Source organism: Tabrizicola sp. (assembly GCF_041913445.1).
Lineage (GTDB): Bacteria > Pseudomonadota > Alphaproteobacteria > Rhodobacterales > Rhodobacteraceae > Tabrizicola.
On the sequence record NZ_JAYSFG010000002.1, the window covers coordinates 81297 to 106545 of the forward strand.

The following is a 25249-nucleotide window of genomic DNA, read 5'->3' on the forward strand; positions in this document are numbered from 1 at the left end:
CCGGGACCTTACTTCTGCAGTTCGGTCCAGATCGCAGTCATGTACTCCAGCCCCTTGCCGGTGCAGGTCGGCAGGAACACGCCCGCTGCCTTGTGCTCTTCCGGCACGACCACCTCGGGCGCGGTCTTCATGTCTTCCGGCATGAAGGCTTCCGACCCCGCGATGCCGTTGGCATAGCGGGCGAAGGCCGAGATCATCGCGGCGTTTTCAGGGACCATGATGAAGTCCATGAACTTGTAGGCTTCCTCGACGTTCTGGGCATCTTTCAGGAGCATCACCGAGTCCATGAAGATCGGGTAGCCTTCCTTGGGATAGCCGTATTGCACGTCGCCGTTGGTGTTCAGCCGCACCCGCATGGTCGAGCCGTTCCAGTTCACGCTGGCCGCCCAGTCGCCGTTCGAAAGACGCTCGGTCGCGCCATAGTCCATGCTGATCCAGTTGGGCTTGGCGGCCAGCAGGGCGTCGCGGGCCTTCTTCATCACCTCGGGGTCGGTCGAGCAGGGCTCGCCGCCGACATACATCGTGGCCAGGCTGACGATGTCGATCATCTCGGGCACGACGTTGATCTTGCCGACGAGTTCCGGCGGAACCTCCAGGAACACCGCCGAGGTGTTGATGTCGCCGCTGTAGACCTTGGTGTTGACCGCGATGCCGGTCGTGCCCCACTGCCACGGGACCGAGTATTTCCGGCCCTGGTCCCATGGAACATCCATCCATTCCGGGGCGATGTTCTTGTGGTTCGGCAGCTTGGACAGGTCCAGCTCCTGCACCAGTCCCTTCTCGACCCAGATCGGGACATAGCTGGCCGAGGGCACCACCAGATCGAAGCCCGATCCACCGGCCTCGACCTTGGCGAGGGCCACGTCGTTGCTGTCATAGTCGGTGACGGTGACCTTGATCCCCGTCTCCTTCTCGAATTTCTCCAGCAGTTCGGGGCTGGTGTAGTTGCCCCAGTTGTAAAGCTGCAGCTCGCCCTCGGCCGAGGCAAGCGATGCCGAGGCCAGGACCATCGCGGTCGCAGACAGAAGTCTTTTCATTGGATGTCTCCCAGTTGGTTAGTCTTTCTTTCTCGTCAGAAGGAAGAAGAGCGTCAGAAGCAGCACCGTGACTGCCAGAAGCATGGTCGAGATCGCGTTGACCTCGGGCGTGAAGGCCCGACGAAGCTGGCCCAGCATGTAGGTGGGCAGCGTGTCCTGGCCGCCAGACTTCACGAACTCGGTAATCACCACGTCATCCAGGCTGATGACAAAGGCCAGCATGGCCCCCGCCATGATGCCCGGCGCGAGAAGGGGCAGGGTCACCCGGCGGAAGGTCTGCCAAGGCGTCGCGTAAAGATCGGCCGCAGCCGTTTCCAGCGCAAGGTCCATGCTTTCCAGGCGCGCGCGGATCGGCAGGTAGGCGAAGGGGATGCAGAAGGCGGTATGCGCCGCGATCAGGTAGCCAAGGCCCTGATATCCCGTGGCGACCTTGATGATCCCGAAGAAGATCAGCAGGGCGACGGCCGTGACGACCTCGGGCACCATCAGAGGCTGGTTGATGACGACATAGATGAAGGTCTGACCCTTGAACGCCTTGCGACGCGTCGTCCCAAGCGCCGCCATCGTCGCCAACGCCGTGGACAGCACCGCCGCCGAAGCGCCGATGATCAGCGACCGCATCGTGGCGGCCTTCACATCGTCGTTGTCCCAGGCATCGACATACCAGTGCAGCGAGAAGCCGCCCCAGACCGCCACGGAATTCGAGGCGTTGAAGGAATAGGCAACCAGGGTGACGATGGGCAGATAGAGCAGCACGAAGGCCGCAATGGCGATCGTGGCAAAGCCCGGCAGGCGGTTGATCTGGAAGCCGCGCTCAGCCATGCCCGGTCCCCCGGTCACGATTGGCGACGCGCACATAGACCAGAAGCGCGGCCATCACGATGAACAGCAGCGCCACCGACAGCGCCGCGCCAAGGGGCCAGTTCTTGCCTTGCAGGAACTGCAGTTCGATGAAGTTGCCGATCATCATGTTCTTGCCGCCGCCCAGAATGCGGGGCGTCACATAGGCGCCCAGCGAGGGGACAAAGACCAGGATCGACCCGGCGATGATCCCCGGTTTGACGATGGGCAGGATCACCCGGCGCAGGGTCAGCCAGCGGCTGGCGTAAAGGTCGTAAGAGGCTTCGAGGAGCCGCATGTCGAAGCGCTCGATGGTGGCGTAGAGCGGCAGCACCATCAGCGGCAGGTAGACATAGGTCATCCCGATCAGCACGGCGGTTTCGGTGTAGTTGATCTGCAAGGGCGCGTCGATCACGCCCAGCCAGATCAGAAGCGTGTTCAGGATGCCTTCGTTCCGGATCACCTCGTTGATGGCGAAAGTGCGGATCAGAAGGTTGGTCCAGAAGGGAATCGTGATCAGGAACAGCCACATGGCGCGCTGCTCGGCGGGCCGCGTCGCGATGAACCAGGCGGTGGGGAAACCTATGACGAAGGTCAGGACCGTGGTGGTCAGGGACAGCCAGACCGACCGCCAGAAGATCGTCAGATGCGCGTCGGCCAGCGCATAACGTTCCTCGAAGATGTCGTAGGTGAAGAGGATGCCCTTCCAGCCGTCCAGCGACCATTCGTGGATCACGTTGCCGGTGTCGTTCGCCGTCAGGAAGGAATACCAGACGACGATCAGCAGGGGCCCGGCGGCGGCAAAGGCCAGGACCACCAGCGCGGGCAGGGACAGAAGCCAGCCGTTTCGGGCCGAGGTCCTGACGGCGTTCTCCTCGGCGGGGCTCATCTCAGTCCTCCACCCGTTGCACGGCGCCCTTGGCGAAGGTGACGCCGACCGTCTGACCCTCTGACAGCCCGGCCTCGCCCGAGACCGGGTTCTGCAGGCGGGCGACAAGCTCGGTGCCATCGGCCAGGGCAAGGTGGCAATGGGTGTCGGTGCCGAAATAGACCAGCGATTTCACCCGCGCCGCAAGCCCTTGGTCCGCCGCGCCTAGCCGCAGCTGCTCGGGCCGGACGATGACCGTGGCCGAGCCGCCGGCCGGCAGGCCCTCGACCTCGATCCGCTCGCCTGTGCCCAGGCGCAGCGCGCCCGCTTCAGCCGTGCCGGTCAGGAAGTTCGTCTCTCCAATGAAGCTGGCGACGAAGCGGTTCTTCGGGTGGATGTAGATGTCCTTGGCGCTTCCGACCTGCTGGATCTTGCCCGCGCTCATCACCGCGATGCGGTCGGACATGGTCAGGGCTTCTTCCTGGTCGTGCGTCACGAAGATGAAGGTGATGCCGGTCTCGAGCTGCAGCCGTTTCAGCTCGATCTGCATCTCCTTGCGCAGCTTCAGGTCCAGCGCCGAGAGCGGTTCGTCCAGGAGAAGGACCTTCGGCTGCGGCGCCAGAGCCCGGGCGAGCGCCACCCGCTGCTGCTGGCCGCCCGACAACTGGCTTGTCTTGCGGCCCGCCATCGCCTCCAGCTTCACCAGCGCCAGCATCTGCGCCGTGCGCGCCTTGACCTCGGCCGCCGGTTTGCCAAGCATTTCAAGCCCGAAGGCGATGTTCTGGGCCACTGTCAGGTGGGGAAACAGCGCATAGCTTTGGAACACCGTGTTCACCGGCCGGCGGTTCGGGGGCAGGGTGGTGATGTCCGTCCCGTCCAGCAGGATCGTGCCGTCGGTCGGCATCTCGAACCCCGCGATCAGGCGCAGAAGCGTGGTCTTGCCGCAGCCGGACGGACCCAGAAGCGTGAAGAACTCGCCGCGCCGGATGTCCACCGATACATCGTCCAGCGCCCGCACGGTGGCGCTGCCCTGCCCGAATGCCTTGACGACATTGCGGGCCGAGATGGTCACTTCTTCCGCCACGGAGACCCCCACTTCATCCCCCAAGTTTGATCATATTGGGCGGAAGAATTGTTTCCCCACAAGCGATTCCTTCCCCTTACCCGGCCATCGGCGCTCTTTTACCCGCCCATGGCGCCGCGCGCTCTATCTCTGCGCAAAGCGCGATCAGGGTTTCGTCCTGGCCGAAGGCGGCTGCGAGATGGATGCCGATGGGCAGGCCGGAGCCGGACCATCCCAAGGGCAGGCTGGCCGCCGGCTGGCCCGAGGCGTTGAAGACGGCACAGAAGGGCGAATAGGCGAAAATGCCGTCCGGGCCGACGCGGTAACCCAGGTAATCCTCTGTCTCATGGTTGAACCGGCCGACCTTGGCAGGGGGCTCGGCAAGCGTTGCCGACAGCAGGATGTCCGGCCCCTGGTCGAAGAACCCGGCCATCTGGCGCCCGAAGGCATGGATCTCGCCCACCGCCTGCAGATAGCGCGTCGGATGAAGCGTCTGCGCATAGGCCCAGGCGCCTCGGCCCACGCCCTCGACCTCGTCCGCCGTGGGGGCGCGGTCGCCAAGCTTCGAGCGGATCGAAAGCGCCGTGCCCACGCCCACGATGTCCGTCCAGGCGCGCATCATCATGGTTACGTCCGCCTTGGGCCGCGCCGGCTCGACGCTGTGGCCCAGGCTTTCCAGAAGCCGTCCGGCGCTGCGCACCGCCTCGGCGACCTCGGGGTGGATCGGTGCGCCGGTGAAGGTGGTGTCGCAGATCGCCACCCGCAGCCGCCGGGGCGGGCGACTGATCGCCGCCGCGTGCCCCCTGTCCAGGGGCGGAGCCACATAGGGCGCGCCAAGGTCGGGGCCTTCGCAGGCGTCAAGCATCACCGCCGTGTCGCGGACGGACCGGGTGAGAAAGCCGTCGATCGCCATCCCGGCCCAGCCTTCGCCGGCATAGGGCCCGTCCGGCAGCCGCGCCCGCGTTGGCTTGAAGCCGAAGAGCCCGCAGGAAGAGGCCGGGATCCGCACCGACCCGCCCCCGTCCGACCCATGCGCAAAGGCCACGATCCCCGCCGCCACGGCCGCCCCCGCCCCGCCTGAGGACCCGCCCGGCGTGTGATCGGTGTTCCAGGGGTTCCGCGTCGGCCCGCCGTAGACCGCCGCTTCGGTCGCCGCCCCCACGCCCCCCTCGGGCGAGGTCGTGCGCCCGAAGGTCACCACGCCCGTAGCCTGTATCCGGGCATAGATCGCCGAGTCCTGCCCATAGACCGTGTTGGCAAAGAGACGCGAGCCGTTGTGCGAGGGGAAATCCTTCGCCTCCGCACCCAAGTCCTTGATCAGGAAGGGAACCCCGCGGAAGGGGCCCGGAGGCAGGCCATCGGCGATGGCCTTGCGCGCCACGCCTTCCTGCACCAGCACGACGGCGTTCAGCGCCGGGTTGCGCGCCTCGACGGCAGCCAGCGCTGCGTCCAGAAGCTCGGTCGGCGTCACCTCGCCGGCTGCGACAAGTGCGGCCAGGGCGGTTGCATCCGCCGCGCCCAGATCTCCGATCATGTGATCCCCCGTGTTTACCGTCCCAGCCTGCGACCTTGCGCTGGCCGGATCATGTCCGCGACCGACATCGACGGCCCGGATGCGTCAGCGTGGCAGCACCTGTGCCAGAACCTCGCGCAGGGTTTCGGGCAGGATCGGTTTCGGCAGGAACCCGTCGAGTCGTTCGCGCAAGGTATCGTCGCGCCGGATCGACAGGACATCGGCGGTCATCGCCACGACCCGGACCTTCCGCCCATGCGTCTCGCGGATACGGAACAGGGTCTCTTGTCCGTCCATGCCGGGCATCATCAGGTCAAGAAGGACCGCGTCGATTCCGCCTTGCTCCAGGCGCGCCAAAGCCTCGGGGCCGCTGGCGGCCTCGACCGTGCGCGCACCTGCCGCCGTCAGAAGCTGCGATGCCACCAGGCGGTTCGTCGCGATGTCGTCGACGACAAGGATCACCTTGTCCCGGAAATCTGCCGCGCCCTGCGGGTCTGCGGCGACCTCTGCCTCGGGGGCCGCGACCGTCAGGCGGAAGGTCGTGCCCTGCGCCACCGGCATCAGCACGAGGTCCCCGCCCATCTGTCGCGCCACGGCCCGGCTGATCGCCAGGCCAAGGCCCACGCCGGGCGCCTCGCCCTTGCCGCGGAAGAAGGGCTCGAACACCCGCTCGTGCAAGTCGGGCGGGATGCCCTTGCCCTGATCGGCCACGTCGATCACCAGCCGACCGCGCTGGTAACGGACCGAGACGGTGACTGGCCCGCGCGACGTATGCTTCAGAGCGTTGCCGATCAGGTTCCCCAGGCATTGCCGCACCCGCTGGCTGTCGACCATCACCACGGCGGGCACCTCGCGCTCGATTCCCACGCTGAGCGTGCGGCCCTGGTTACGGGCCTGCAGCTCGAACACCAGGAGGCTTGCCGAAAGTTCGGGCCGCAGCGCGACCGGACGCGGCGTGACCGCCACGCGCCCTTCGGTCAGGGCTGAATAGTCGACGGCGTCATCCAGCATCACCGCCAGGTCCCGCGCCGATGTCGCGACCGTCCGCAAGCGTTGCCGCGAGGTTCCCGCTGCGTTGGCCGCCTCGATCTCGACCAGCCCGATCACGGCATTGAGCGGGGTGCGCAACTCGTGGCTGATCTGGGCCAGGAAGCGTCCTTTCGCCACGTTTGCCGCCTTGGCGGCCGTCGCGGCCTCGGCCCCGGCACGGTGGAGCCAATGGTTCGACACCATCACCGTCGCGGCATAGCCGATCGCGACCGTGGCGACCAGCGTTGACACCGCAAACCCCAGCCAGCTGCCTTCCTGGATCCAGTAGACCGTGTTGATGGCTGCCGTGACCAGGGCCACGGTGGTCATTCCGACGATCCCGAGGGGAAGGTGGATCGACCGTACCGAGCACAGGTGCAGAAGTGCCCCCATCACCATCCCGATCGCGATTGACTTCGCATAAGGGTCGTCCTGCATCCAGACCGAACCGGCGGCCGTGATCAGCCCCGCCTCCATCGGAACGAGGCTCAGCAGAAAGAGGCGGTAGCGGGTGGGTGAGCGGACCGGATCCAACCCCTTCAGCAGGCGCTGCGAGACCCCTTCACCAACCAGTTCGACCAGGAACAGCAGGCCCATCAGCCAGGGGGACACGAATTGGGCGCAGACGGCGTAGGCAAGGCCGAGGAGGACAAGCCGCACGACGGCCTCGCCCCTCAGGATCCTGTATTGACGCCCAAGCTCCTCGCGCAGCCGCTCTCCGTCGGCCTTGGTCAAGGAAGAAAGGCGAAACATCACGCGTGCGCACCACAGGGTTGAAAGCCGGCCGCAACCAGTAGCGCGATGGCTGTGGCCTAGGTCAAGGCCCCGGCGGTAGCGAAATTGTCACCTCCTGGCGCAACACACCGTTCGCGTCGAAGATGAGAATGCGGTCGTCGGTGGTGACGACGGCGGTCCAGCCAGCGCCGAAGGTGACGGCGGCTGGACGGGCGCCCTCGGGTAGGGTCAGGTTCTCGGGCAGGTCGGGTCCGCTGCCCGCGAGACTGTGCGGCATGCGGGTGACAAGCAGCCAGACCACGGTTATGACGGCCCCGATCATCGACAGGGTCAGCAGGATGACCAGCCATTTCAGAAGCCGCAGGCTGGGCGGCAGGGCCGCATCGGGGGCGTCGGGGGTGACTGGATCGGACATGGACGGGCCTTTCGAGGACGATGAGGGCGGGACGCTGGCCGTCACCATCGGTCCGGATGCCCCCGCCCGCCTTGATAAGGCCCTTGCCGCCGCCGTGCCAGAGGAAGCGGCGCTGTCTCGGTCGCGCCTGATGCGGATGATCGCCGAGAGGGCCGTCAGCCGCGACGGGGTGGCGGTGACCGATCCGAAGGCGAAGGTGGTGGAGGGCGAGGTCTACACGCTTCGCTTGGACCCGGCGGTCGCGGTCGAGACGCTGGCCGAGGACATCCCCCTGTCGGTCGTGTGGGAGGATGCCGACCTCATCGTCATCGACAAGCCCGCGGGGATGGTCGTCCATCCGGCGCCGGGCTCGCCTTCGGGGACGCTGGTGAATGCGCTCCTTTTCCACTGCGGGGACACGCTGTCGGGGATCGGGGGCGAGCGGCGGCCGGGGATCGTGCACCGGATCGACAAGGACACCTCGGGGCTTCTCGTGGTGGCCAAGTCCGACCGGGCGCATCATGGGCTGGCGCGGCAGTTCGAGGATCACTCGGTCAACCGGCATTACCTGGCGGTGGTGCATGGGGTGCCCTCGTCGGCGGACCCGCGGTTGCGGGGCCTGCGCGGGGTCAGCTTCGAGGCGGGGGGCATCCTGCGGATCGCGACGCACCTTGCCCGCCACAAGACCGACCGGCAGCGGCAGGCGGTGGTCTGGGACGAGGGCCGCCACGCGATCACCCGGGCGCGGGTGGTGGAGGGGTTCGGGGGGCAGGCGGCGCTGGTGGACTGCTGGCTGGAGACCGGGCGGACGCATCAGATCCGGGTCCACCTGGCCTATGCGGGGCACGGGTTGGTGGGGGACCAGACCTATGGCGGCAAGAAGCGGCTGTCGGAGAAGGTACTGGGGCAGGGGGCGGAGGTCGGGAACAGCTTTCCCCGGCAGGCCCTTCACGCGGCGAGCCTGGGGTTCGACCACCCGGTGACGGGGGAGCGGCTGGAGTTCACCTCGCCGCTGCCGGCAGACATCGCGAGGCTGATCGAGGCCTTGCGCGCGGGGTGAGCGGGAAACCTGTCCACGGTGGACAAACGCTGATGGTTCTGCAATTTCAATAACTTGGTCGCGGGCGTTAGGGAATTGGAAACCTTCGCGCGGCACGGGTTTCAGAGGCCAAATTTCTTGAGGAAGAAATTTGTCAAATCCCTTACGCAAGGGATTTGGGCCCGCTATAATGGGAACCGCACTGGCCGAGCGCGGCCAATGGAGTGCATTCATGTCCGAGACTGTAGCCACCTGCTGACGTCATCCGCCCCCTGACCGGGGCCCAAGGATGACATGAACGACCGACGCAGCGCGATCGCCTGCGTCCGGTCCGGCATGGCTACAGACTTCGGACTTCCCAATGAACATCTCACGGATCGAGCAGCGGGTGCTGCACGTCCTCGCCCTTGGCGGGCGCATCGACCATTCGCGGAGCGGAAAGCGGATCGAGGAGATCCTTTGCGTCACCCGCGACGGCTTCATCCTGGCCGACTGCACGCTGGGCGTCTTCCAGCGCCTGCGGCGCAAGCGGCTGATCGCCTCGGAAGGCGGAGGACCTTACCGCATCTCGCGGCTGGGGCGGCTGTCCGTGCGGGCGCAACTCGACAATCAGGGATAAGAGCATGACAGACGAGACGATACGACCGCTGCGGCGGGACGACCTTGCGGCCGCCGAGGCGCTGATCGGGGCGGTGGACCTGTTCCCGCCCGAAATGCTGGCCGAGATGGCCGCGCCCTATCTGGAGGGGGCGGATGAGCTTTGGCTGGTCGTGGAGGGGGGCGCGGGCCTTGCTTACGCCGCGCCCGAGAGGCTGACCGACGGGACCTGGAACCTGCTGCTGCTGGCGGTGGACCCTGTGCGGCAGAAGCAGGGACTGGGCCGCCGTCTGGTCGCGGCGGTGGAGGCCGTCCTGCGCGAGAAGGGCGCACGGCTGTTGCTGGTCGAGACCTCGGGCGTGCCGGGATTTGCCGGGCAGCGGCGGTTCTACCGCAAGCTCGGTTTCCAGCGCGAGGCGCGCATCCTGGACTACTACCAGGCGGGCGACGACAAGGTGATCTTTGCCAAGCCGCTTTCCGGGTGACAACCGCCCCCTCACCCTGACCCTCTCCCCCGCCGGGGAGAGGGGACGCGGTGCGCGCGGGCGGTGCGTTGGGGCGGCGGTGGAGCCTCCGGCGGGGATATTTGGGGAAGGGAAAGCGCTTGTCGGGGAGAGGGACGGGGCCGGCATGGTCCGGGCGGTTGTCTCGGCGGGCTAGCTCTCCCTCATCCTGGCCCTCTTTCTCGCCGGGGGAGGGGACGCGGTGCGCGCGGGCGGTGCGTTGGGGCGGCGGTAGAGCCTCCGGCGGGCGTATTTGGAGAAGGGAAAGCGCTTGTAGGGGAGAGGGACGGTGCGGGGCCTGTGCCCCGGTTGCCCGGCGCTGCTCTCCTCACTCTGACCTTATTGCCCGCCAAGGGAGGGGACGCGGTGCGCGCGGGCGGTGCTTTGGGCGGCGGTGGAGGCTCTGGCGGGGATGTCTGGGAAAGCGCTTGTTGGGTAGTGGGACGGGGGCGCCGTGGTGCAGGTCGTGCCTCCGTGGCCTGGCGTCGCTCCCCCTCACCCTGACCCTCTCCCCCGCCGGGGAGAGGGGACGCGGTGCGGGGCGGCGGTGCCTGGGACAGGCGGCGCTGCCTCTGGCGGGGATACTGGGGGAAGAGAAGGGCCTGGGGGCCGTCTTCCCCGGCCACCCGCGTCAGTAGCTGACCCAGGCAGCGGGGCTTTCCAGGACCTTCTCGACCTTGCAGCCCTTGCCGCCCTGTTTCTTGCAGAAGCGCAGGGCCTTCTTCTTGGCCTGGCGCGCGTCCTCGCCCCAGTCGGTGTGCATTGACCCGCTCTTGTCGATCACCACCGCGATGGCGCCGTTGGTGACGCCCATCGCGATCCGGCAGTCGGAAAAGCCCGACGCCTGGCATTGGGCGAGCGCGCCGTTGTCGGCCTCGGCCTGGGAGGCGGCATTGGCATACCAGGAATAGGTCGGGCCGCCGTTCTGGTCAGTGCCCCAGACAAGCGTGGCGAACTGGTCGACCCAGTAGCCGCCGGGATCGCCGCCGCCACCGCCGCCTTCACCGACATATTCGCACAGGGGCGTGGGTGCGACGCCATTGCCGCCCGGATCGACGCCGATCAGGACCTCGCCCGGGCCGGGGCCGTTGCAGGGGTAGTAGGCAAGCGAGGACGTCGGAGTCAGGGCGAGAAGCGCAAAGGGCAGGGCGGAGCGGAGCATCGGCAACCTCTGGATCGGGACATCCGACCAAGTCCTAGCGGGAAGTCGCCGATCTGTAAGGACCGGAAATCCTTATCCAAGATCCGGCTTCCGCTCCGCCCGCGCGAGACATGCGGTCTTTGTGCAGTTGCAGCATATTGTCACGCGTCCGTTATCGGCGTATGCCTTACGCAACGCCGGCCATGAGTCGGTAACGGCATCGGAGCCATCGCGCACCCCTCCTGCCAGGGGGGAACCGGACCCGCCCTTCGCCTGTTGGCGACCTGACGGACTGCCGGATTCGCAATCCAACCCTCACAATCAGTCGGAGCCACACCCAAGGGGTGAGCCATGATCCACGACCCGATTCCGCGGGGCGTCCAGCCCGCTTTGCCTCTGTTCGATGAAGAGGCCCTGGACATCGCCGATTACCTCAAGTCCGAGGCCGATCCCGATGACATCCACACCGACGAGTCGCATCGGGAGGGGCTGGCCGCGTTGACGCTGGGGGCGGTGGGGGTGGTCTATGGCGATATCGGCACCTCGCCGATCTATGCCTTCCGCGAGGCGATCCGGGCGACCGGCGCGGTCAGCCCCGGGGCGTCCGAGGTGCTGGGCATCCTGTCGCTCTTGATCTGGACGCTGATCCTGATCGTGACGGTGAAGTATGTCTTCTTCCTTCTGCGCGCCGACAACCGGGGCGAGGGGGGCATCCTGTCCTTGTACACGCTGGTGCGGCTGGCGGCGGGGAAGCGGTCGGTGCCGGTCCTGTTGCTGGCCCTGGCGGGCGCGGCCCTGTTTGCGGGGGATGCGACGATCACGCCGGCGATTTCGGTGCTGTCGGCGGTGGAGGGGCTGGAGCTGGTCCTGCCCGCGATGACGCCCTTCGTGATCCCGGTGACGCTGGGCATCCTGATGGCGCTTTTCATGGTGCAGCGGCAGGGCACGGCAAGCGTGGCGCGGCTGTTCGGGCCGATCTGCGTCCTTTGGTTCCTGACGCTGGGGGGGCTCGGGCTGGCGCATATCGCCGAGGGGCCGTTCGTGCTCGCCTCGTTCAACCCGGCCTGGGGGGTCGGCTTCCTGATCAACCATCCGGGGGTGGCCTTCGTGGTGCTGGGGGCGATCTTCCTGGCGGTGACGGGGGGCGAGGCGCTTTATGCCGACCTTGGCCATTTCGGGCGGAGGCCGATCACCATCGCCTGGTTCGCCCTGGTGCTGCCGGCGCTGGTGCTGAACTATCTGGGCCAGGGCGCGATGGTGCTGACGGACCCGCATCTGGCCGGGGAATCGTTCTTTGCGCTGGCGCCCGAGGCCCTGCTTCCGGCGCTGGTCGTGCTGGCGACGGCGGCCACGGTCATCGCCAGCCAGGCGGTGATCACCGGGGCGTTCTCCATGGCGCGGGGCGCGATCCAGCTGGGCTTCCTGCCGCGGTTGCGGATGCTGCACACGGCCGAGGGGCAAAGCGGGCAGATCTACATCGGGGCGATCAACTGGCTTCTCCTGTTCGGGGTGATCTGGCTGGTCCTGTCCTTCGGGTCCTCCTCGGCGCTGGCTTCGGCCTATGGCATCTCGGTCACGGGGAGCATGGTGCTGGAGACGCTGCTGGCGGCGCTCTTCCTGTGGCGTGTGCTGAAAGTGCCGCTGGCGGTCAGCCTGCTGATCGTCTCGCCGGTCCTGATGGTGGAAAGCACCTTCTTCGCCTCGAACGCGCTGAAGTTCTTTGACGGGGGCTATGTGCCGGTCACTGTCGCGGCGGTGGTGGCGATGCTGATGTGGGCCTGGTGGCGCGGAACGCAGGCGGTGCGGGCGCGGGTGGCGAAGCTGGCGATCTCGACCGACAGTTTCGTGCGGATGATGCGGGGGTCGAGCGTCAACGTGATCCCGGGGACGGCCTTCTTCCTGACCGGCGATCCGGGGATCGTGCCCTCGGCCCTTCTGCACAACATCAAGCACAACCGGGTGCTGCATGAGCAGACGGTGCTTCTGACGGTGGAAACGCTGCGGGTGCCCTATGCCACGGCCGAGGAGCGTGCGACGGTGGAGCCGCTGGGGGGCTGCTTCGTCCGCCTGATCCTGCGGTTCGGCTTCATGGAGACACCCAACGTCAGCCGCGCGATGGCCCATGCCCGGGCGGCGGGGTTGAAGTTCGACGTGATGGCCTCGACCTTCTTCCTGGGGCGCAGGCGGGCGGTGGCGACGGGGACGGGGGTGGAACTGGTGATGGACCGGATCTACGTCGCGCTGAGCCGGATGGCGGCGGATCCCACGGACTTCTACCACCTCCCGCGCGACCGGGTGGTCGAGCTGGGCGAACGGGTGGCGATCTGACGGGATGGGTCAGCGCCCCTGACATTCCCGTGAGGTGCTTGACATGATCCTTTGCGACCGACGGACGGACCTACACCTGACGTTAAACGTTGGGTGCTAGGGAACCCTTGCATGGGAGTGACGGTTACTTTAGGTTATCGCATTCCCGGGGGCGCTGACGCACCGGGCAGATGAGGGGGCGAGATGAGCACCTACACGAACCTTCCCGCGCCAAGTCCCGAACAGGGCTTGAACCGCTATCTCCAGGAAATCCGGAAGTTCCCGCTTCTGGAGCCGGAACAGGAATACATGCTGGCCAAGCGCTGGGTCGACCACCAGGACGCAGGCGCCGCGCACCAGCTGGTCACGAGCCACCTGCGCCTGGCCGCCAAGATCGCGATGGGCTATCGCGGCTATGGTCTGCCGCAGGCCGAAGTCATCAGCGAGGCGAACGTGGGCCTGATGCAGGCCGTGAAGCGCTTTGACCCGGAAAAGGGCTTCCGGCTGGCGACCTATGCCATGTGGTGGATCCGCGCCTCGATCCAGGAATACATACTGCGGTCCTGGAGCCTGGTGAAGCTGGGCACGACCAGCGCGCAGAAGAAGCTGTTCTTCAACCTGCGCAAGGCCAAGGCCAAGGTCGGCGCGCTGGAGGAAGGGGACCTGCGCCCCGAGAACGTGGCCCAGATCGCCAAGGACCTGTCGGTGACCGAGGAAGAGGTCATCGACATGAACCGCCGCCTTTCGGGCTCGGACGCGTCGTTGAACGCGACCGTGGGTTCGGATGGCGAAAGCGCGACCCAGTGGCAGGACTGGCTGGAGGATGAAGACTCCGACCAGGCCGAGGCCTATGAGGAAAAGGACGAGCTTGACGCCCGCCGCGCGCTTCTGGTCCAAGCGATGTCGGTCCTGAACGACCGCGAGAAGGACGTGCTCATGCAGCGTCGGCTGTCGGAAGACCCGGTCACGCTGGAGGAACTGTCGGAAAGCTACGGCGTCAGCCGCGAGCGCATTCGCCAGATCGAGGTCCGCGCCTTCGAGAAGCTGCAGGCCAAGATGCGCGAACTTGCCAAGGGCAAGGGCATGGCGATCCCGGCCTGACCGGGCTTCAAGTCCATGAACCCGGAGCGGGACCTTGGATCCCGGTCCGGGGTCCCTAGGACCGGGCCTGCCCGGTCTTAGACCGGGTTCAACCAGACCGGCTGGTCCTTCGGCATCGCCCCTGTCGCCGCAGCTTCGACACAGGTGGCGAGGCTTGCGAAGTGGAAGGGTTTCCCCACAGCCGCCGGACCGTAATGGGCGTATTTGCCCGAGTTGGTCGCGATCGCCCGGAAAGACCCTGAAACGATCGGCGCGCCGATGAAGCACCAGCAGGTGTCGTTCAGGAACTGGCCACCGAAGGCGCGTACCTGATCCACCAATCCCGCCGAGCGTGCCTGTTCCATCACCTCGCGCCCGCAGGTGACGACCAGCGCCACGTCGGGGTGCTTCCTGCGCCCCAAGCAGAGCCGGGCCAGCGCCCTGATTTCGGTCAGCGAAAAATGCGGGTTGCCGAGGGAGACCAGATCCACTTCGGGCGTCGTTGCCGTGTTCAGCTCGTCCCAGGTCGCGGCCAGATCGGCATGGGACAGGGCGATGGCCGGAAGGCCGGTCAGGTCGGGGTCGAGGGCTTCGGGCGTGATGCCGCGGATATGGAACATCGCGGCGGCGGAGGTCGTGGCAAAGGCCGCGCCGAAAGCCTTCAGGTCGTCGTGGCTGACCTTCGCCCTTTCCAGCCCGCAGATGATCGGCACCTCGTTCGGGGACAACTTGCCGACCAGATAGCCCAGGGTGGGAAAGAACGCGTCATCAAGGCCCTGCAACGCCGGAAGGTCGATGCGCAGCTTCGGGCGGCGGTGTTCGTCCAGGTAGCAGTCGCTTGCCGGGGCGCGCCCGGTCAGGGCGACGAGGATGTCCAGGTAGTCGGGGTATTTCAGCGTCCTGGCCGAGAGGACCGAGTTCGCGAAGACCACGGCATTTGACTCTCCCCAGGCAATGTTCTGGCCGGGTTTCGGCGCGGGATCCAGAAGGTAGGGCGCGCAGGTGTAGCTGGGGGCCACGCCCATCGCGACATAGGCGTCGGCAAGGTCGTCGGAGGGCAGGCCAAGCGCCTCGGCCACGCCCTGCGAGCGCCACTCTTTCCGGTCGACGCAGATCGCGTTCATCGTCGCGGGAACCTTGACCCTGCCGCCAAGCTCCACCAGCCGACGGATGAAGCGAAGGCCCGCCGGCCCCTGGTAGAAGCACCCGTCGATATGCGCCATGTCCACGTCGACCAGGCTCCGCGCGCCCGAGAGGCGGGCCGTATGCAGGATGATCCGCATGGCAAGCTCGGCGGCCTCGCCCTCGGACCCGGTCAGCATCGCCTCGTCGCGGGCGGTCAGGTCGAAGTCGGTAAGGTCCAGGGCGGGCATGGGGGCATGGGCAACCGTGCCAGGGTCGTCGGTGCAAGACGTCAGAGACCCGCCTTCGACCCGAGCGAAGTCGAAGCTTGCCAGCGCCGCGAAGTCGGCATCGTCCAGCATCAGCACGGGGATGCCCCGGTCAAAAAGCTCGGCCGCGATCAGGACTCCGAGGGTAAGGATCGTCTCGGACCGGCAGAAGACCAGCGCCGCGGGGGCGTGGCCGTTCATCAGAAGTTCGAAAAGGACGAGGCTGCCCGAGCAGGACCCGCGGCCGCTGGGAATGGCGAGGATCTTGCCGGCGACGGATTGGCCATGCAGGGGGTGGTGGTGGTCGAGGACCATGCCGGAGCCCGCGTCGACGCCACCCATGAAGCTGAGCCCGACATCGGCGTGAAGGACGGCGCCCGCCGCCTGACCTGAAAGGAGTGCCTTGCCGTTCAGCTCCATGTCGCTGCGTGTCCCCTTGCCGATCCGCGGGGATAGTTGCTTGGAAATTCGCGGATGGAAATGCATGACGGCCCGAGGCGGGAAAATCATCGGCGGGGTCGGGCCCCTTGGCCAGCGTCCACGCAGGTTTCATTTGATCCTTGGGGTCTGCGGGGGTAGGGAAGCGCCCATGCGCATGATCGACACTTTCCTGAAGCCGATGCACCCCGAGGGGTGGAAATTCGTTCCCGTCTTTGCGGCCGTAAGCCTGGTCCTCTTCTGGATCTGGGAGCCGCTGGGCTGGCTGGGCCTGGGCCTGACGGTCTGGTGCTACTACTTCTTCCGCGACCCCAAGCGCGCGGTGCCCGAGAATGCGGGGCTGCTGGTCAGCCCGGCCGACGGGGTGGTCAGCCTGATCGAACGCGCGGTGCCCCCGGCCGAGCTGGGGATGGGGCCCGAGGCGCTGGTGCGGGTCAGCGTCTTCATGTCGGTCTTCAACTGCCACGTGAACCGCGCGCCCATCGCGGGAAAGATCACCGCCGTCGCCTATCGGCCCGGCAAGTTCTTCAACGCCTCGCTCGACAAGGCGTCCGAGGAGAATGAGCGCAACGCGCTGGCCATCGAGATGCAGGACGGCCGCAAGATCGCCGTGGTGCAGATCGCGGGGTTGGTCGCGCGGCGGATCATGTGCTGGAAGAAGCCGGGCGACGGGGTGCGGACGGGGGAACGCTTCGGCCTGATCCGCTTCGGAAGCCGCCTGGACGTCTATCTGCCCGAGGGTGTGCAGCCGCAGGTCGCGCTGGGCCAGACGATGGTCGCAGGCGAAAGCGTGATCGCCTTCATCGGCCAGGACGCCCCGGCCCGCGCCGCCCGGATCGAGTGACATGGCCCGCAAGCCCGACGATGCGCCGTCCCAGCTTCTGGTCCTGAAGCTTCTGCCGAACCTGGTGTCGATCCTGGCGCTTTGTTCGGGCCTCACCGCGATCCGCTATGGCATCGCGGGCAACTTCACGCTGGCCGTCCTGCTGATTGGCGTCGCGGCGGCACTGGACGGACTGGACGGGCGGCTGGCGCGGATGCTGAAGTCGGAAAGCGCCATCGGGGCCGAGCTCGACTCCCTGTGCGACTTCGTCAACTTCGGCGTGACCCCGGCGCTGATCCTGTACATGTGGGGCCTGCGCCCCGAGACGAGCCTGGGCTGGATCGCGGTCCTGGTCTATGCGGTCTGCTGCATGCTGCGGCTGGCGCGGTTCAATGTGGGGTCGAAGGCGGCGGTCGGCGAGGCGGCGGAGAAGACGAGCTTCATCGGCGTGCCCTCGCCCGCCGGGGCGCTGCTGGTGCTGTCGCCGCTTTACCTGTCCTTCGCGACGGACGGGGTGCTGCATCTGCCGCCGGTGCTGGTCGCGGGCTGGATGGTCGGGATCGGCGCGCTGATGATCAGCCGGGTGCGGACGCCGTCCCTGAAGCGGATCACCATCGCCACCGACTACGCGCGGTATCTTCTGGTCGGGGCGGTGGTCGTCGTGGCGGCGCTGCTGACCTATCCCTGGACGACGCTTCTGACGCTGTGCCTGGCCTATCTGGCCGGAGTCCTGTGGCTGGGCCTGCGCAGCCTGCAGAAGCCCCGCGTCGGCTGATTTCCCGCGCCGGTTGCAGTTTTCCTTGCATTCCCCGGATGGGGCGGCACTGTCGCCGTTCCGGAAATTCCAAGGGAATCATATGCATGCAAGTAGAGGCCATCCAGAAGTCCTATCGCCGCTGGGCCCCGGTCTATGACCTGACCTTCGGGCGGATCACGCAAGGGGGACGTCTTCTGGCGGCCGAGCATGTGAATGCCCAGGGCGGTTCGGTGCTGGAGGTGGGGATCGGCACGGGGCTGGCGCTGGATTACTACGCGCCGCATGTGCGGGTGACCGGCGTGGACCTCTCGGCCGAGATGCTGCGCGAGGCGGAGCTGAAGGCGCAGAAGGGTCGGCTGAAGAACCTTGCAGGCCTCCACCAGATGGACGCGCGGGAACTGGCCTTCCCGGATGCCAGCTTCGACCACGTGGCCGCCATGCACATCATGTCCGTGGTGCCCGAGCCGGAAAGGGTCCTGGCCGAGATGGCGCGCGTCGTCCGCCCCGGCGGGTCGGTGATGATCGGCAACCATTTCGCAGGCCGCGCGGCCGAGGGCTGGGCGATTGCCGAACGGCTCGCGGCGCCCTTGGCGAACCTTCTGGGTTGGCATTCGGACTTTGCCATCGACCGGGTCATGGGTCATCCGGGCCTGCGGCTGGAGGAGCAACGGCAGGTGAAACCCTTCGGCCTGATGACCTTCCTGCGCTTCCGGCGGGTTGAAGGTTAGCGCAAAACCTGACCTAGTGGCGCGGGTGCTTTGCGGGAGGATCACATGAAGCCGGTGAGATGGGGTGTGTTGGGTGCGGCGCGGTTTGCGCGGGAACATATGGCCCCGGCGATCCATGCCGCCGAGGGGGCAGAGCTTGTGGCGCTGGCGACCTCGGACGCGTCGAAGGCCGAGGGGTTTCAGGCCTTCTGCCCCTCGCTGACCGTGCATGGGAGCTACGATGCGCTGCTGGCCGATCCGGGGGTCGATGCGGTCTACATCCCGCTGCCGAACCACCTGCACGTGGAATGGACGCTGAAGTGCCTGGCGGCGGGAAAGCATGTCCTGACCGAAAAGCCCATCGCCATGAAGGCCAGCGAGATCGACCGGATCATCGCGGCGCGGGACAAGTCGGGCCTCCTCGCGGCCGAGGCCTACATGATCGTCCACCATCCCCAGTGGCAGCGCGCGAAGGAGTGGTTCGAGGCCGGTGAGATCGGCGACCTCGTGCACGCCGACGTGGCCTTCAGCTTCAACCTGACCGATTTCGGCAACATCCGCATGAAGCCGGAAACCGGCGGCGGCAGCTTGCGCGACATCGGCGTCTACACCTTCGGCTCGATGCGCTTCGTGACCGGGGCAGAGCCCGTCGACATCTCGGCCCGCATCCACCGCGACAACGGCGTGGATACCTTCGCCCAGGTCGCCGCCACGATGGAGGGGCCGCGGGGCCGGTTCACCTATGGCTCGATGACCTCGATGCGGATGTACAACCGGCAGGTCGCGACCTTCCAGGGCACCAAGGGGATGATCCGGCTGGAGGGCGGGCCCTTCAACGCCAACGTCAACGACCTGGCCGAGGTGGAACTGCACCAGAACGGCAACCGCGTGACGGTGGAGCGCTTCCCGACCGCGAACCACTACAAGCTGCAGGTCGAGGCGTTCTCTCGGTCAGTGCGGACGGGAGCCGCCTATCCCTGCCCGCTGGAGTTCGTGAAGGGCACCCAGGCGATGATGGACCGGGTCTACGACGTGGCGGTCGAGATCTGACGCGCCGCTCGTCGTCGCCTTCGGCGCTCCTCGCTTGGGGCCGGCGGTTCACGACGAGTAGACGAAGTCGAACGAGGAGTGTCCCGGGGGTTTTCCCGGGCCGCTCCACGCCATAGATGAGATGAAAGCATTCCGGAGGACCCGATGACCCTGAACCTGCCCCAGCCCGTTTTCGACGCCAATGCCTCGGGGGGCGCGTTCGGGGACCTGCCGGACTGGGACCTGACCGACCTGTATCCCTCGGCCGATGGCCCGGAGTTCGCCGCCGACATGGCCGAGCTGGAACGCGCCTGCGCGGCCTTCGCCAAGACCTACGAGGGACGGCTTGGTCGCCAGGACGCGGCGGGGCTGCTAGCCTGCGTGCAGGAATACGAGCGGATCGAGGTGATCGCCGGGCGGCTCATGTCCTATGCGGGCCTGCGCTACTACCAGAACACCATCGACCCGGAGCGTGCCCAGTTCATGGGCAACGCGCAGGACAAGGTGACCACGGCCACCACACCGCTCGTCTTCTTCAGTCTGGAGTTCAACCGTCTGGACGATGACCACCTTGCCCGCCTTCTGGCCGAGAACGCGGACCTTGCCCGCTACAAGCCCGTCTTCGACCGGATGCGCGCGATGCGGCCGCACCAGCTGTCGGATGAACTGGAACGCTTCCTGCATGACGAAAGCGTCGTGGGCGCCAGCGCCTGGAACAAGCTTTTCGACGAGACGATGGCGGGCCTCATGTTCACCGTCGAGGGCGAGCCGGAGGAGCTGAACCTTGAGGCGACGCTGAACCTTCTGACCGACCCCCAGCGCAACCGGCGCGAGGCGGCGGCGCATGCGCTGGCCGAGGTCTTCCAGAAGAACATCAAGCTTTTTGCCCGCATCCACAACACGCTGGCCAAGGAAAAGGAAATCCACGACCGCTGGCGGAAGATGCCCTCGCCGCAGCATGGGCGCCACCTGTCGAACCACGTGGAGCCGGAGGTGGTGGAGGCCCTGCGCAATGCCGTCGTGGCCGCCTATCCGAAGCTTTCGCACCGTTACTATCGGCTGAAGGCCAAGTGGATGGGGCTGGAGAAACTCCAGGTCTGGGACCGGAACGCTCCGCTGCCGACCGAGGCGCCCAAGGTCGTCGACTGGGCCGAGGCACGTCGCACGGTGACCGAGGCCTATGCCGCCTTCGACCCGCGGATGGCGGACCTCGCGACGCCCTTCTTCGACAAGGGCTGGATCGACGCAGGGGTAAAGCCCGGCAAGGCGCCGGGGGCCTTCGCGCATCCGACGGTGACCACGGTCCATCCCTACGTGATGCTCAACTACCTCGGCAAACCGCGTGACGTGATGACGCTGGCGCATGAGCTGGGCCACGGCGTCCACCAGGTGCTGGCGGCGGGGCAGGGGGAGCTTCTGTCGTCCACTCCGCTGACCCTGGCCGAAACCGCCAGCGTCTTCGGCGAGATGCTGACCTTCCGCAAGCTCCTCGACAGCGCGAAGACCCCGGCCGAGAAGAAGACGCTGCTCGCCGGCAAGGTCGAGGACATGATCAACACGGTCGTCCGCCAGATCGCCTTCTACGACTTCGAATGCAAACTGCACGCCGCCCGCGCGGAAGGGGAGCTCACGCCCGAGGACATCAACGCGCTCTGGATGTCGGTCCAGGCTCAGTCCCTGGGCGACGCCTTCGAGTTCATGGACGGCTATGAGACCTTCTGGTCCTACATCCCCCACTTCGTCCATTCGCCCTTCTACGTCTATGCCTATGCCTTCGGCGACGGGCTCGTGAACGCGCTCTATGCCGCCTATGCGGGCGGGCTGCCGGACTTCCAGGAGAAGTACTTCGCCATGCTCAAGGCGGGCGGGTCGATGCACCACAAGGAACTGCTCGCGCCCTTCGGACTGGACGCGAGCGACCCGAAATTCTGGGACAAGGGCCTGTCGATGATCGCGGGCTTCATCGACGAGCTGGAGGCGCTGGAGGGCTGATCAGCCCTTCTCCTCCAGATGCTCGGCAAGGGCGTGGTCGGGGATGTCCGACAGGTCCTTGTCGACCTCCTGTGTGATCTCGCGCGCCAGTTCCTTCGGCATGGCCTTGCGGAGCGCGCCGAGCATCTTCGGGCCGGCGGCGAGCACGATGCGGCCTGCGCCGCCCTTCTTCCATTCCGCCTCCAGCGCCGCGACGACGTGCTTGGCAAGGCGCGGGCGCTCGATCTCCTCGGAGTCGGTGCTGCTTGTGCCGAAATTGATCCCGCCGGACTGGTTCTGCGCCCCCTCGCGGAAGGCGTGGGACCAGTCGGCGAAGTCATCCGCTCCGGCGGCGTGGATTGCCTCCATCCGGCCGCCGTTGCCGCGCAGAAGGCGGAAGCCCCGCTCGTCGGCGATGCAATAAAGGGTGTCCGCGACTTTCATGGCATGTCCTCCCTGACTGCTTGGAGGGATCATCGCGCCCGGCCCCTGGGCCGCGCCATGATCCAGGTCAGCGCGTGCCGCATTTTTCACCGGGGTCCGGTGACGCTGCGGCGGAATCGCGCATTCGGCCAACGCGGGGCTTGGCAAGCCGGTTCCGCAGGCCTAGCTTCGAAGGGCAGCCAGGAGGTTCCGATGCCCAAGCTCGTCCGTCTCTACATCGAAAGCGTGGCCCTGGGGTTCGCCATTTCGGCGGCCTTCACCGGCGGGCTTCTGTGGATGGATGTCGCGGGGCTCGGTCATCTGGTGATGGGATCGAGCATCGGGGGAATCGCGGTGGCCATGCTCGTCGTGTTCAACGGGATCGTCTTCTCTGCCGTCCAGTTCGCCTTCCGGGTGATGGGGATGGCCGAAAAGGACGAAGGCCCGCGCGGCGGCCGTGGCGTGCGTGAGCCGGTGCTGATTCCGGTGCCCGTCCCCGTCAAGCAGCACAACCGTCGCCGCTGCGGCCTTTTTCTTCGAATCATTGGGTGGGTAGTTTTCGAAAACTCCGCTTCCCGGCCGGTTGGGTGGCGGGCCCGCAGCAACCGTGAGGACCGGGGTTTTCCCGAGAGCCAGAGGTCTCAGGTGGGCGCCAGATACCTGGACCAGGATCCAGGCAGAGCCAGCCCCCGTTCGCTTGCTTATCGGCCACTGGAAAATTGGCCCCGCACGCGAGGAGCAGAACCCGCCACTTATGAAGATAGGGCGAGGGGGGCGGGGCCGCAAGGCTGGACAGATGTTCACCTTTGGTTCATATTTCGCCGCATGGACATGCCCGTCGACATCGCCGAGGTCCTTCCCGCCCTTCCGGGTCAGCGCCTGCAGAGGGGCGTCTGCCGGGGACTCAGGGCGCTCGACTTCGTCTGCGTGGAGGAGCTGATCCCGACCTCGGGCCTGCGGGTCGACGTGATGGCGCTGGGGCCGAAGGGTGAGGTCTGGGTGGTCGAATGCAAGTCGGGCCGGGCGGATTACCGGGCGGACCGCAAGTGGCAGGGCTATCTCGACTGGTGCGACCGGTTCTTCTGGGCGGTGGATTCCGATTTCCCGGTCGAGCTTCTGCCGCCGGACACCGGGCTGATCCTGGCCGATGCCTATGACGCCGAGGTGGTGCGGATGGCCCCCGAGACGCCCTTGTCCGGCGCGCGGCGCAAGGTGGTGCTGCGGACCTTCGCGCGGGCGGCGGCGGGGCGGTTGCAGCTGATGCGGGACCCGGGCGCGGGGGTTTGACGACCCAAATTTCTTAAGCAAGAAATTTGTCAAAATCCTTGCTTAAGGATTTTGGGTCTATTGCGCCGCCACGGCCCCTGAGGAATCGTCGTCCTTCACCGGGATCAGCCGTGGCGCGTCCTTGGCCGCCGTGCCGCGTCCCGACAGCGAGGGGTTCTCCATGAAGAACTGGTGGCAACTGAACAACTGGGCGCCGTCCGGACCAAGATCGCGGGTATAGCTGCCGTCGGGCGCAAGAATCCAGCTTTGCGCCTCGTCCCGCAGGTTCGCGGCCATGATCTGGCTCAGGATCTGGTTCTTGACCGTCGGGTTCAGCGCCTCGACCAGCGTCTCGACCCGGCGCGTGAGGTTGCGGCCCATCCAGTCGGCGGAAGAGAAGAAGACCCGCGCCTTCTTGGCGGGCAGACCGTAACCGTTGCCGAAGCAGACGATGCGGGAATGTTCCAGGAACCGGCCCACGATGGACTTGACCCGGATGTTTTCGCTGAGGCCCTTCACGCCCGGCCGCAACCCGCAGATGCCGCGCACGACGAGGCTGATCTTCACCCCGGCCTGGCTGGCAGCATAAAGCGCGTCGATCACGTCGGGCTCGATGATCGAGTTCATCTTGGCCCAGATTTCCGCGGGCCGTCCCGCCCGGGCATGATCGGCCTCGGCGGCGATCAGCTCCAGAAGGCGCGGCTTCAGCGTGATGGGCGAGATGGCGAGGTTCTCCAGCCCCTCGGGCTGCACGTAGCCGGAGAGGTAGTTGAAGACCTTGGTCGCGTCGCGGCCAAGCGCGCCGTCGCAGGTGAAGAACGACAGGTCCGTGTAGATCCGCGCGGTTATCGGGTGGTAGTTGCCGGTGCCGTAATGGGTGTAGGTGACCAGATGGTCGCCTTCGCGCCGGACGACCGTGCTGATCTTGGCGTGGGTCTTGTAGTTGACGAACCCGTAGACGACATGCGCGCCGGACCGCTCCAACCTGCGGGACTGGCGGATGTTCGCGGCCTCGTCGAAGCGGGCCTTCAGTTCCACCAGCGCCGTCACCGACTTCCCGGCCTCGGCCGCCTCGCAAAGCGCGGAGACCACGGGGCTGTCCCAGGAAGTCCGGTACAGCGTCTGCTTGATCGCCAGCACGTTCGGGTCGGTCGCCGCCTGCTGCAGGAAGCGGATGACCATGTCGAAGGTCTCGTAGGGATGATGCAGCAACATGTCCTTCTGGCGGATCGCCGCGAACATGTCGCCTTCGTGGTCCTGAACCCGCTCTGGCACGCGGGGCGTGAAGGGGGGCCACATCAGGTCCTTGCGGGAGGAGAGGATCAGTTCCTTCAGGTCCGCGACTCCGAGAAGGCCCTTCACTTCCACCACCTCGTCCTCGGTGACGGCAAGTTCCTCCATGATGAGCGCGCGCAGGGATTCCGGCGCGCCCGCGGACATCTTCAGCCGGATCACCTCGCCCCGGCGGCGGCGCTTCAGCGCGGTCTCGAATTCGCGCACGAGGTCTTCGGCCTCGTCCTCGACTTCAAGGTCGCTGTCGCGCAGGACCCGGAAAGTGCAGTGGCCACGATCGGTATAGCCCGGGAACAGCATGTCGAGGTGGAGGAGGAGGAGTTCCTCGAGCGGCAGGAAGCGGTTCTCGCCCTCTTTCCCCGGCAGCGGCACGAAGCGGGCGATCTGCTGCGGGATCGGCAGCAGCGCCTTCAAAGGCCGGTGGTCGGTGATCCGCTCCAGTTCCAGCGCCAGCGAAAAGCCGGTGTTCGGGATGAAGGGGAAGGGGTGGGCCGGGTCGATGGCCAGGGGCGAGAGCACCGGAAAGACGTTCGTCAGGAAGTGCGTCTCGAGGTGCTTCAGGTCCCGCGCCGTCAGTTTCGACCGCTGGACGAGGCTGATCCCCTCGGCCTCCATCTCCTTCCGCAGGCGGTTGAAGGTGGATTGCTGGGTCTGCATCAGGCGGCGCGCATCGGCGTTGATGAGTTGAAGCTGTTCCGCCGGGCTGCGGCCGTCTTCCGAAAGCGTCGCATTGCCGTTCCGGACCAGGGCGCGCAGGCCGGCCACGCGGACGGTATAGAATTCGTCCAGGTTGGTGGCCGAGATCGACAGGAAGCGCAGCCGTTCCAGCAGGGGAACCTGGGGGTTCGCGGCTTCCTCCAGAACGCGCCAGTTGAAGGCCAGCCAGCTGAGTTCGCGGTTGAAGAAGCGGCCGGGGCCGGCGGTCTCTGCGAAGGGCAGCTCCACGGGCGCGGGGAAGGGCGAGCGAAGGAAATCGGCCTGGGTCATGAACGCGCTTATGCCGTG

Annotated in this window: 22 protein-coding genes; 11 read left to right on the forward strand and 11 right to left on the reverse strand. The window is 66.7% G+C overall.

All coding sequences use genetic code 11. From position 1 onward, the window contains the following. Window positions 1–8: 8 nt before the first annotated feature. The 7 genes from ACE3Q6_RS02710 to ACE3Q6_RS02740 form a co-directional block, all read right to left on the reverse strand. The gene (locus tag ACE3Q6_RS02710; RefSeq protein WP_374428107.1) at window positions 9–1037 is read right to left on the reverse strand and encodes an extracellular solute-binding protein; all 1029 of its coding nucleotides are present in this window, start codon (window positions 1035–1037) and stop codon (window positions 9–11) included. Between the two features lie 18 nt (window positions 1038–1055). Further along, complete coding sequence (locus tag ACE3Q6_RS02715) at window positions 1056–1859, reverse strand: ABC transporter permease (protein ID WP_374428111.1); 804 nt, start codon at window positions 1857–1859, stop codon at window positions 1056–1058. Further along, window positions 1852–2766 (reverse strand): ABC transporter permease, encoded by a 915-nt coding sequence (locus tag ACE3Q6_RS02720; protein WP_374428115.1) that lies wholly within the window; start codon window positions 2764–2766, stop codon window positions 1852–1854. The genes ACE3Q6_RS02715 and ACE3Q6_RS02720 overlap by 8 nt, the downstream gene beginning before the upstream one ends. A gap of 1 nt (window position 2767) precedes the next feature. Continuing rightward, the gene (locus ACE3Q6_RS02725; protein WP_374428118.1) at window positions 2768–3829 is read right to left on the reverse strand and encodes an ABC transporter ATP-binding protein; all 1062 of its coding nucleotides are present in this window, start codon (window positions 3827–3829) and stop codon (window positions 2768–2770) included. Window positions 3830–3905: 76 nt separating this feature from the next. After that, entirely contained in the window at window positions 3906–5342 is a 1437-nt protein-coding gene (locus ACE3Q6_RS02730; protein ID WP_374428122.1) for an amidase, read from the reverse strand. Between the two features lie 84 nt (window positions 5343–5426). Continuing rightward, the gene (locus tag ACE3Q6_RS02735; RefSeq protein ID WP_374428126.1) at window positions 5427–7085 is read right to left on the reverse strand and encodes an ATP-binding protein; all 1659 of its coding nucleotides are present in this window, start codon (window positions 7083–7085) and stop codon (window positions 5427–5429) included. Between the two features lie 82 nt (window positions 7086–7167). Beyond that, window positions 7168–7500, reverse strand: coding sequence for a DUF6476 family protein (locus ACE3Q6_RS02740; RefSeq protein WP_374428130.1), 333 nt, complete (start codon window positions 7498–7500; stop codon window positions 7168–7170). Between ACE3Q6_RS02740 and ACE3Q6_RS02745 the strand changes: the two genes are divergently transcribed. The 3 genes from ACE3Q6_RS02745 to ACE3Q6_RS02755 all read left to right on the forward strand — a co-directional run bounded on the left by ACE3Q6_RS02745 (window position 7499) and on the right by ACE3Q6_RS02755 (window position 9600). Then, on the forward strand, window positions 7499–8539 hold the full coding sequence (locus ACE3Q6_RS02745) for an RluA family pseudouridine synthase (RefSeq protein ID WP_374428134.1): 1041 nt from the start codon (window positions 7499–7501) through the stop codon (window positions 8537–8539). The genes ACE3Q6_RS02740 and ACE3Q6_RS02745 overlap by 2 nt on opposite strands. 340 nt (window positions 8540–8879) lie before the next feature. Beyond that, window positions 8880–9137 carry a YjhX family toxin gene (locus ACE3Q6_RS02750; RefSeq protein ID WP_374428138.1) on the forward strand — a complete coding sequence of 86 codons (258 nt, stop codon included), beginning with the start codon at window positions 8880–8882 and terminating at the stop codon, window positions 9135–9137. Window positions 9138–9141: 4 nt separating this feature from the next. Next, window positions 9142–9600, forward strand: a complete 459-nt coding sequence (locus ACE3Q6_RS02755) for a GNAT family N-acetyltransferase (protein ID WP_374428143.1) — start codon at window positions 9142–9144, stop codon at window positions 9598–9600. A gap of 649 nt (window positions 9601–10249) precedes the next feature. On the opposite strand, the gene ACE3Q6_RS02760 is transcribed toward ACE3Q6_RS02755, so the two are convergent. Beyond that, complete coding sequence (locus ACE3Q6_RS02760) at window positions 10250–10780, reverse strand: DUF4189 domain-containing protein (RefSeq protein ID WP_374428146.1); 531 nt, start codon at window positions 10778–10780, stop codon at window positions 10250–10252. 330 nt (window positions 10781–11110) lie between these two features. Between ACE3Q6_RS02760 and ACE3Q6_RS02765 the strand changes: the two genes are divergently transcribed. After that, window positions 11111–13087 carry a potassium transporter Kup gene (locus ACE3Q6_RS02765; RefSeq protein ID WP_374428150.1) on the forward strand — a complete coding sequence of 659 codons (1977 nt, stop codon included), beginning with the start codon at window positions 11111–11113 and terminating at the stop codon, window positions 13085–13087. 183 nt (window positions 13088–13270) lie between these two features. After that, entirely contained in the window at window positions 13271–14167 is an 897-nt protein-coding gene (rpoH, locus tag ACE3Q6_RS02770; RefSeq protein ID WP_374428154.1) for an RNA polymerase sigma factor RpoH, read from the forward strand. Window positions 14168–14244: 77 nt separating this feature from the next. On the opposite strand, the gene ACE3Q6_RS02775 is transcribed toward rpoH, so the two are convergent. Continuing rightward, window positions 14245–15957: an aconitase X gene (locus tag ACE3Q6_RS02775; protein WP_374428158.1), complete on the reverse strand. Its 1713-nt coding sequence runs from the start codon at window positions 15955–15957 to the stop codon at window positions 14245–14247. A gap of 169 nt (window positions 15958–16126) precedes the next feature. Here ACE3Q6_RS02775 and ACE3Q6_RS02780 point away from each other — a divergent pair, with 169 nt between their 5' ends. The 5 genes from ACE3Q6_RS02780 to ACE3Q6_RS02800 all read left to right on the forward strand — a co-directional run bounded on the left by ACE3Q6_RS02780 (window position 16127) and on the right by ACE3Q6_RS02800 (window position 21283). Then, window positions 16127–16819: a phosphatidylserine decarboxylase gene (locus tag ACE3Q6_RS02780; protein ID WP_374428162.1), complete on the forward strand. Its 693-nt coding sequence runs from the start codon at window positions 16127–16129 to the stop codon at window positions 16817–16819. A 1-nt stretch (window position 16820) separates the two neighbouring features. Then, window positions 16821–17573: a CDP-diacylglycerol--serine O-phosphatidyltransferase gene (gene pssA / locus ACE3Q6_RS02785; protein ID WP_374428166.1), complete on the forward strand. Its 753-nt coding sequence runs from the start codon at window positions 16821–16823 to the stop codon at window positions 17571–17573. A gap of 86 nt (window positions 17574–17659) precedes the next feature. Then, window positions 17660–18283 carry a methyltransferase domain-containing protein gene (locus ACE3Q6_RS02790; RefSeq protein ID WP_374428170.1) on the forward strand — a complete coding sequence of 208 codons (624 nt, stop codon included), beginning with the start codon at window positions 17660–17662 and terminating at the stop codon, window positions 18281–18283. A gap of 45 nt (window positions 18284–18328) precedes the next feature. Then, complete coding sequence (locus tag ACE3Q6_RS02795) at window positions 18329–19312, forward strand: Gfo/Idh/MocA family protein (protein ID WP_374428174.1); 984 nt, start codon at window positions 18329–18331, stop codon at window positions 19310–19312. A gap of 144 nt (window positions 19313–19456) precedes the next feature. Further along, window positions 19457–21283, forward strand: coding sequence for a M3 family oligoendopeptidase (locus ACE3Q6_RS02800; RefSeq protein ID WP_374428178.1), 1827 nt, complete (start codon window positions 19457–19459; stop codon window positions 21281–21283). Here the strand turns inward: ACE3Q6_RS02800 and ACE3Q6_RS02805 are convergent, their stop codons facing one another. Continuing rightward, window positions 21284–21706: a host attachment protein gene (locus ACE3Q6_RS02805; protein ID WP_374428190.1), complete on the reverse strand. Its 423-nt coding sequence runs from the start codon at window positions 21704–21706 to the stop codon at window positions 21284–21286. 810 nt (window positions 21707–22516) lie between these two features. On the opposite strand from ACE3Q6_RS02805, the gene ACE3Q6_RS02810 reads away from it, so the two are divergent. After that, complete coding sequence (locus ACE3Q6_RS02810) at window positions 22517–22972, forward strand: MmcB family DNA repair protein (RefSeq protein ID WP_374428835.1); 456 nt, start codon at window positions 22517–22519, stop codon at window positions 22970–22972. Between the two features lie 57 nt (window positions 22973–23029). Here the strand turns inward: ACE3Q6_RS02810 and ACE3Q6_RS02815 are convergent, their stop codons facing one another. After that, on the reverse strand, window positions 23030–25231 hold the full coding sequence (locus ACE3Q6_RS02815) for an RNA degradosome polyphosphate kinase (protein WP_374428195.1): 2202 nt from the start codon (window positions 25229–25231) through the stop codon (window positions 23030–23032). Window positions 25232–25249 lie beyond the last annotated feature (18 nt).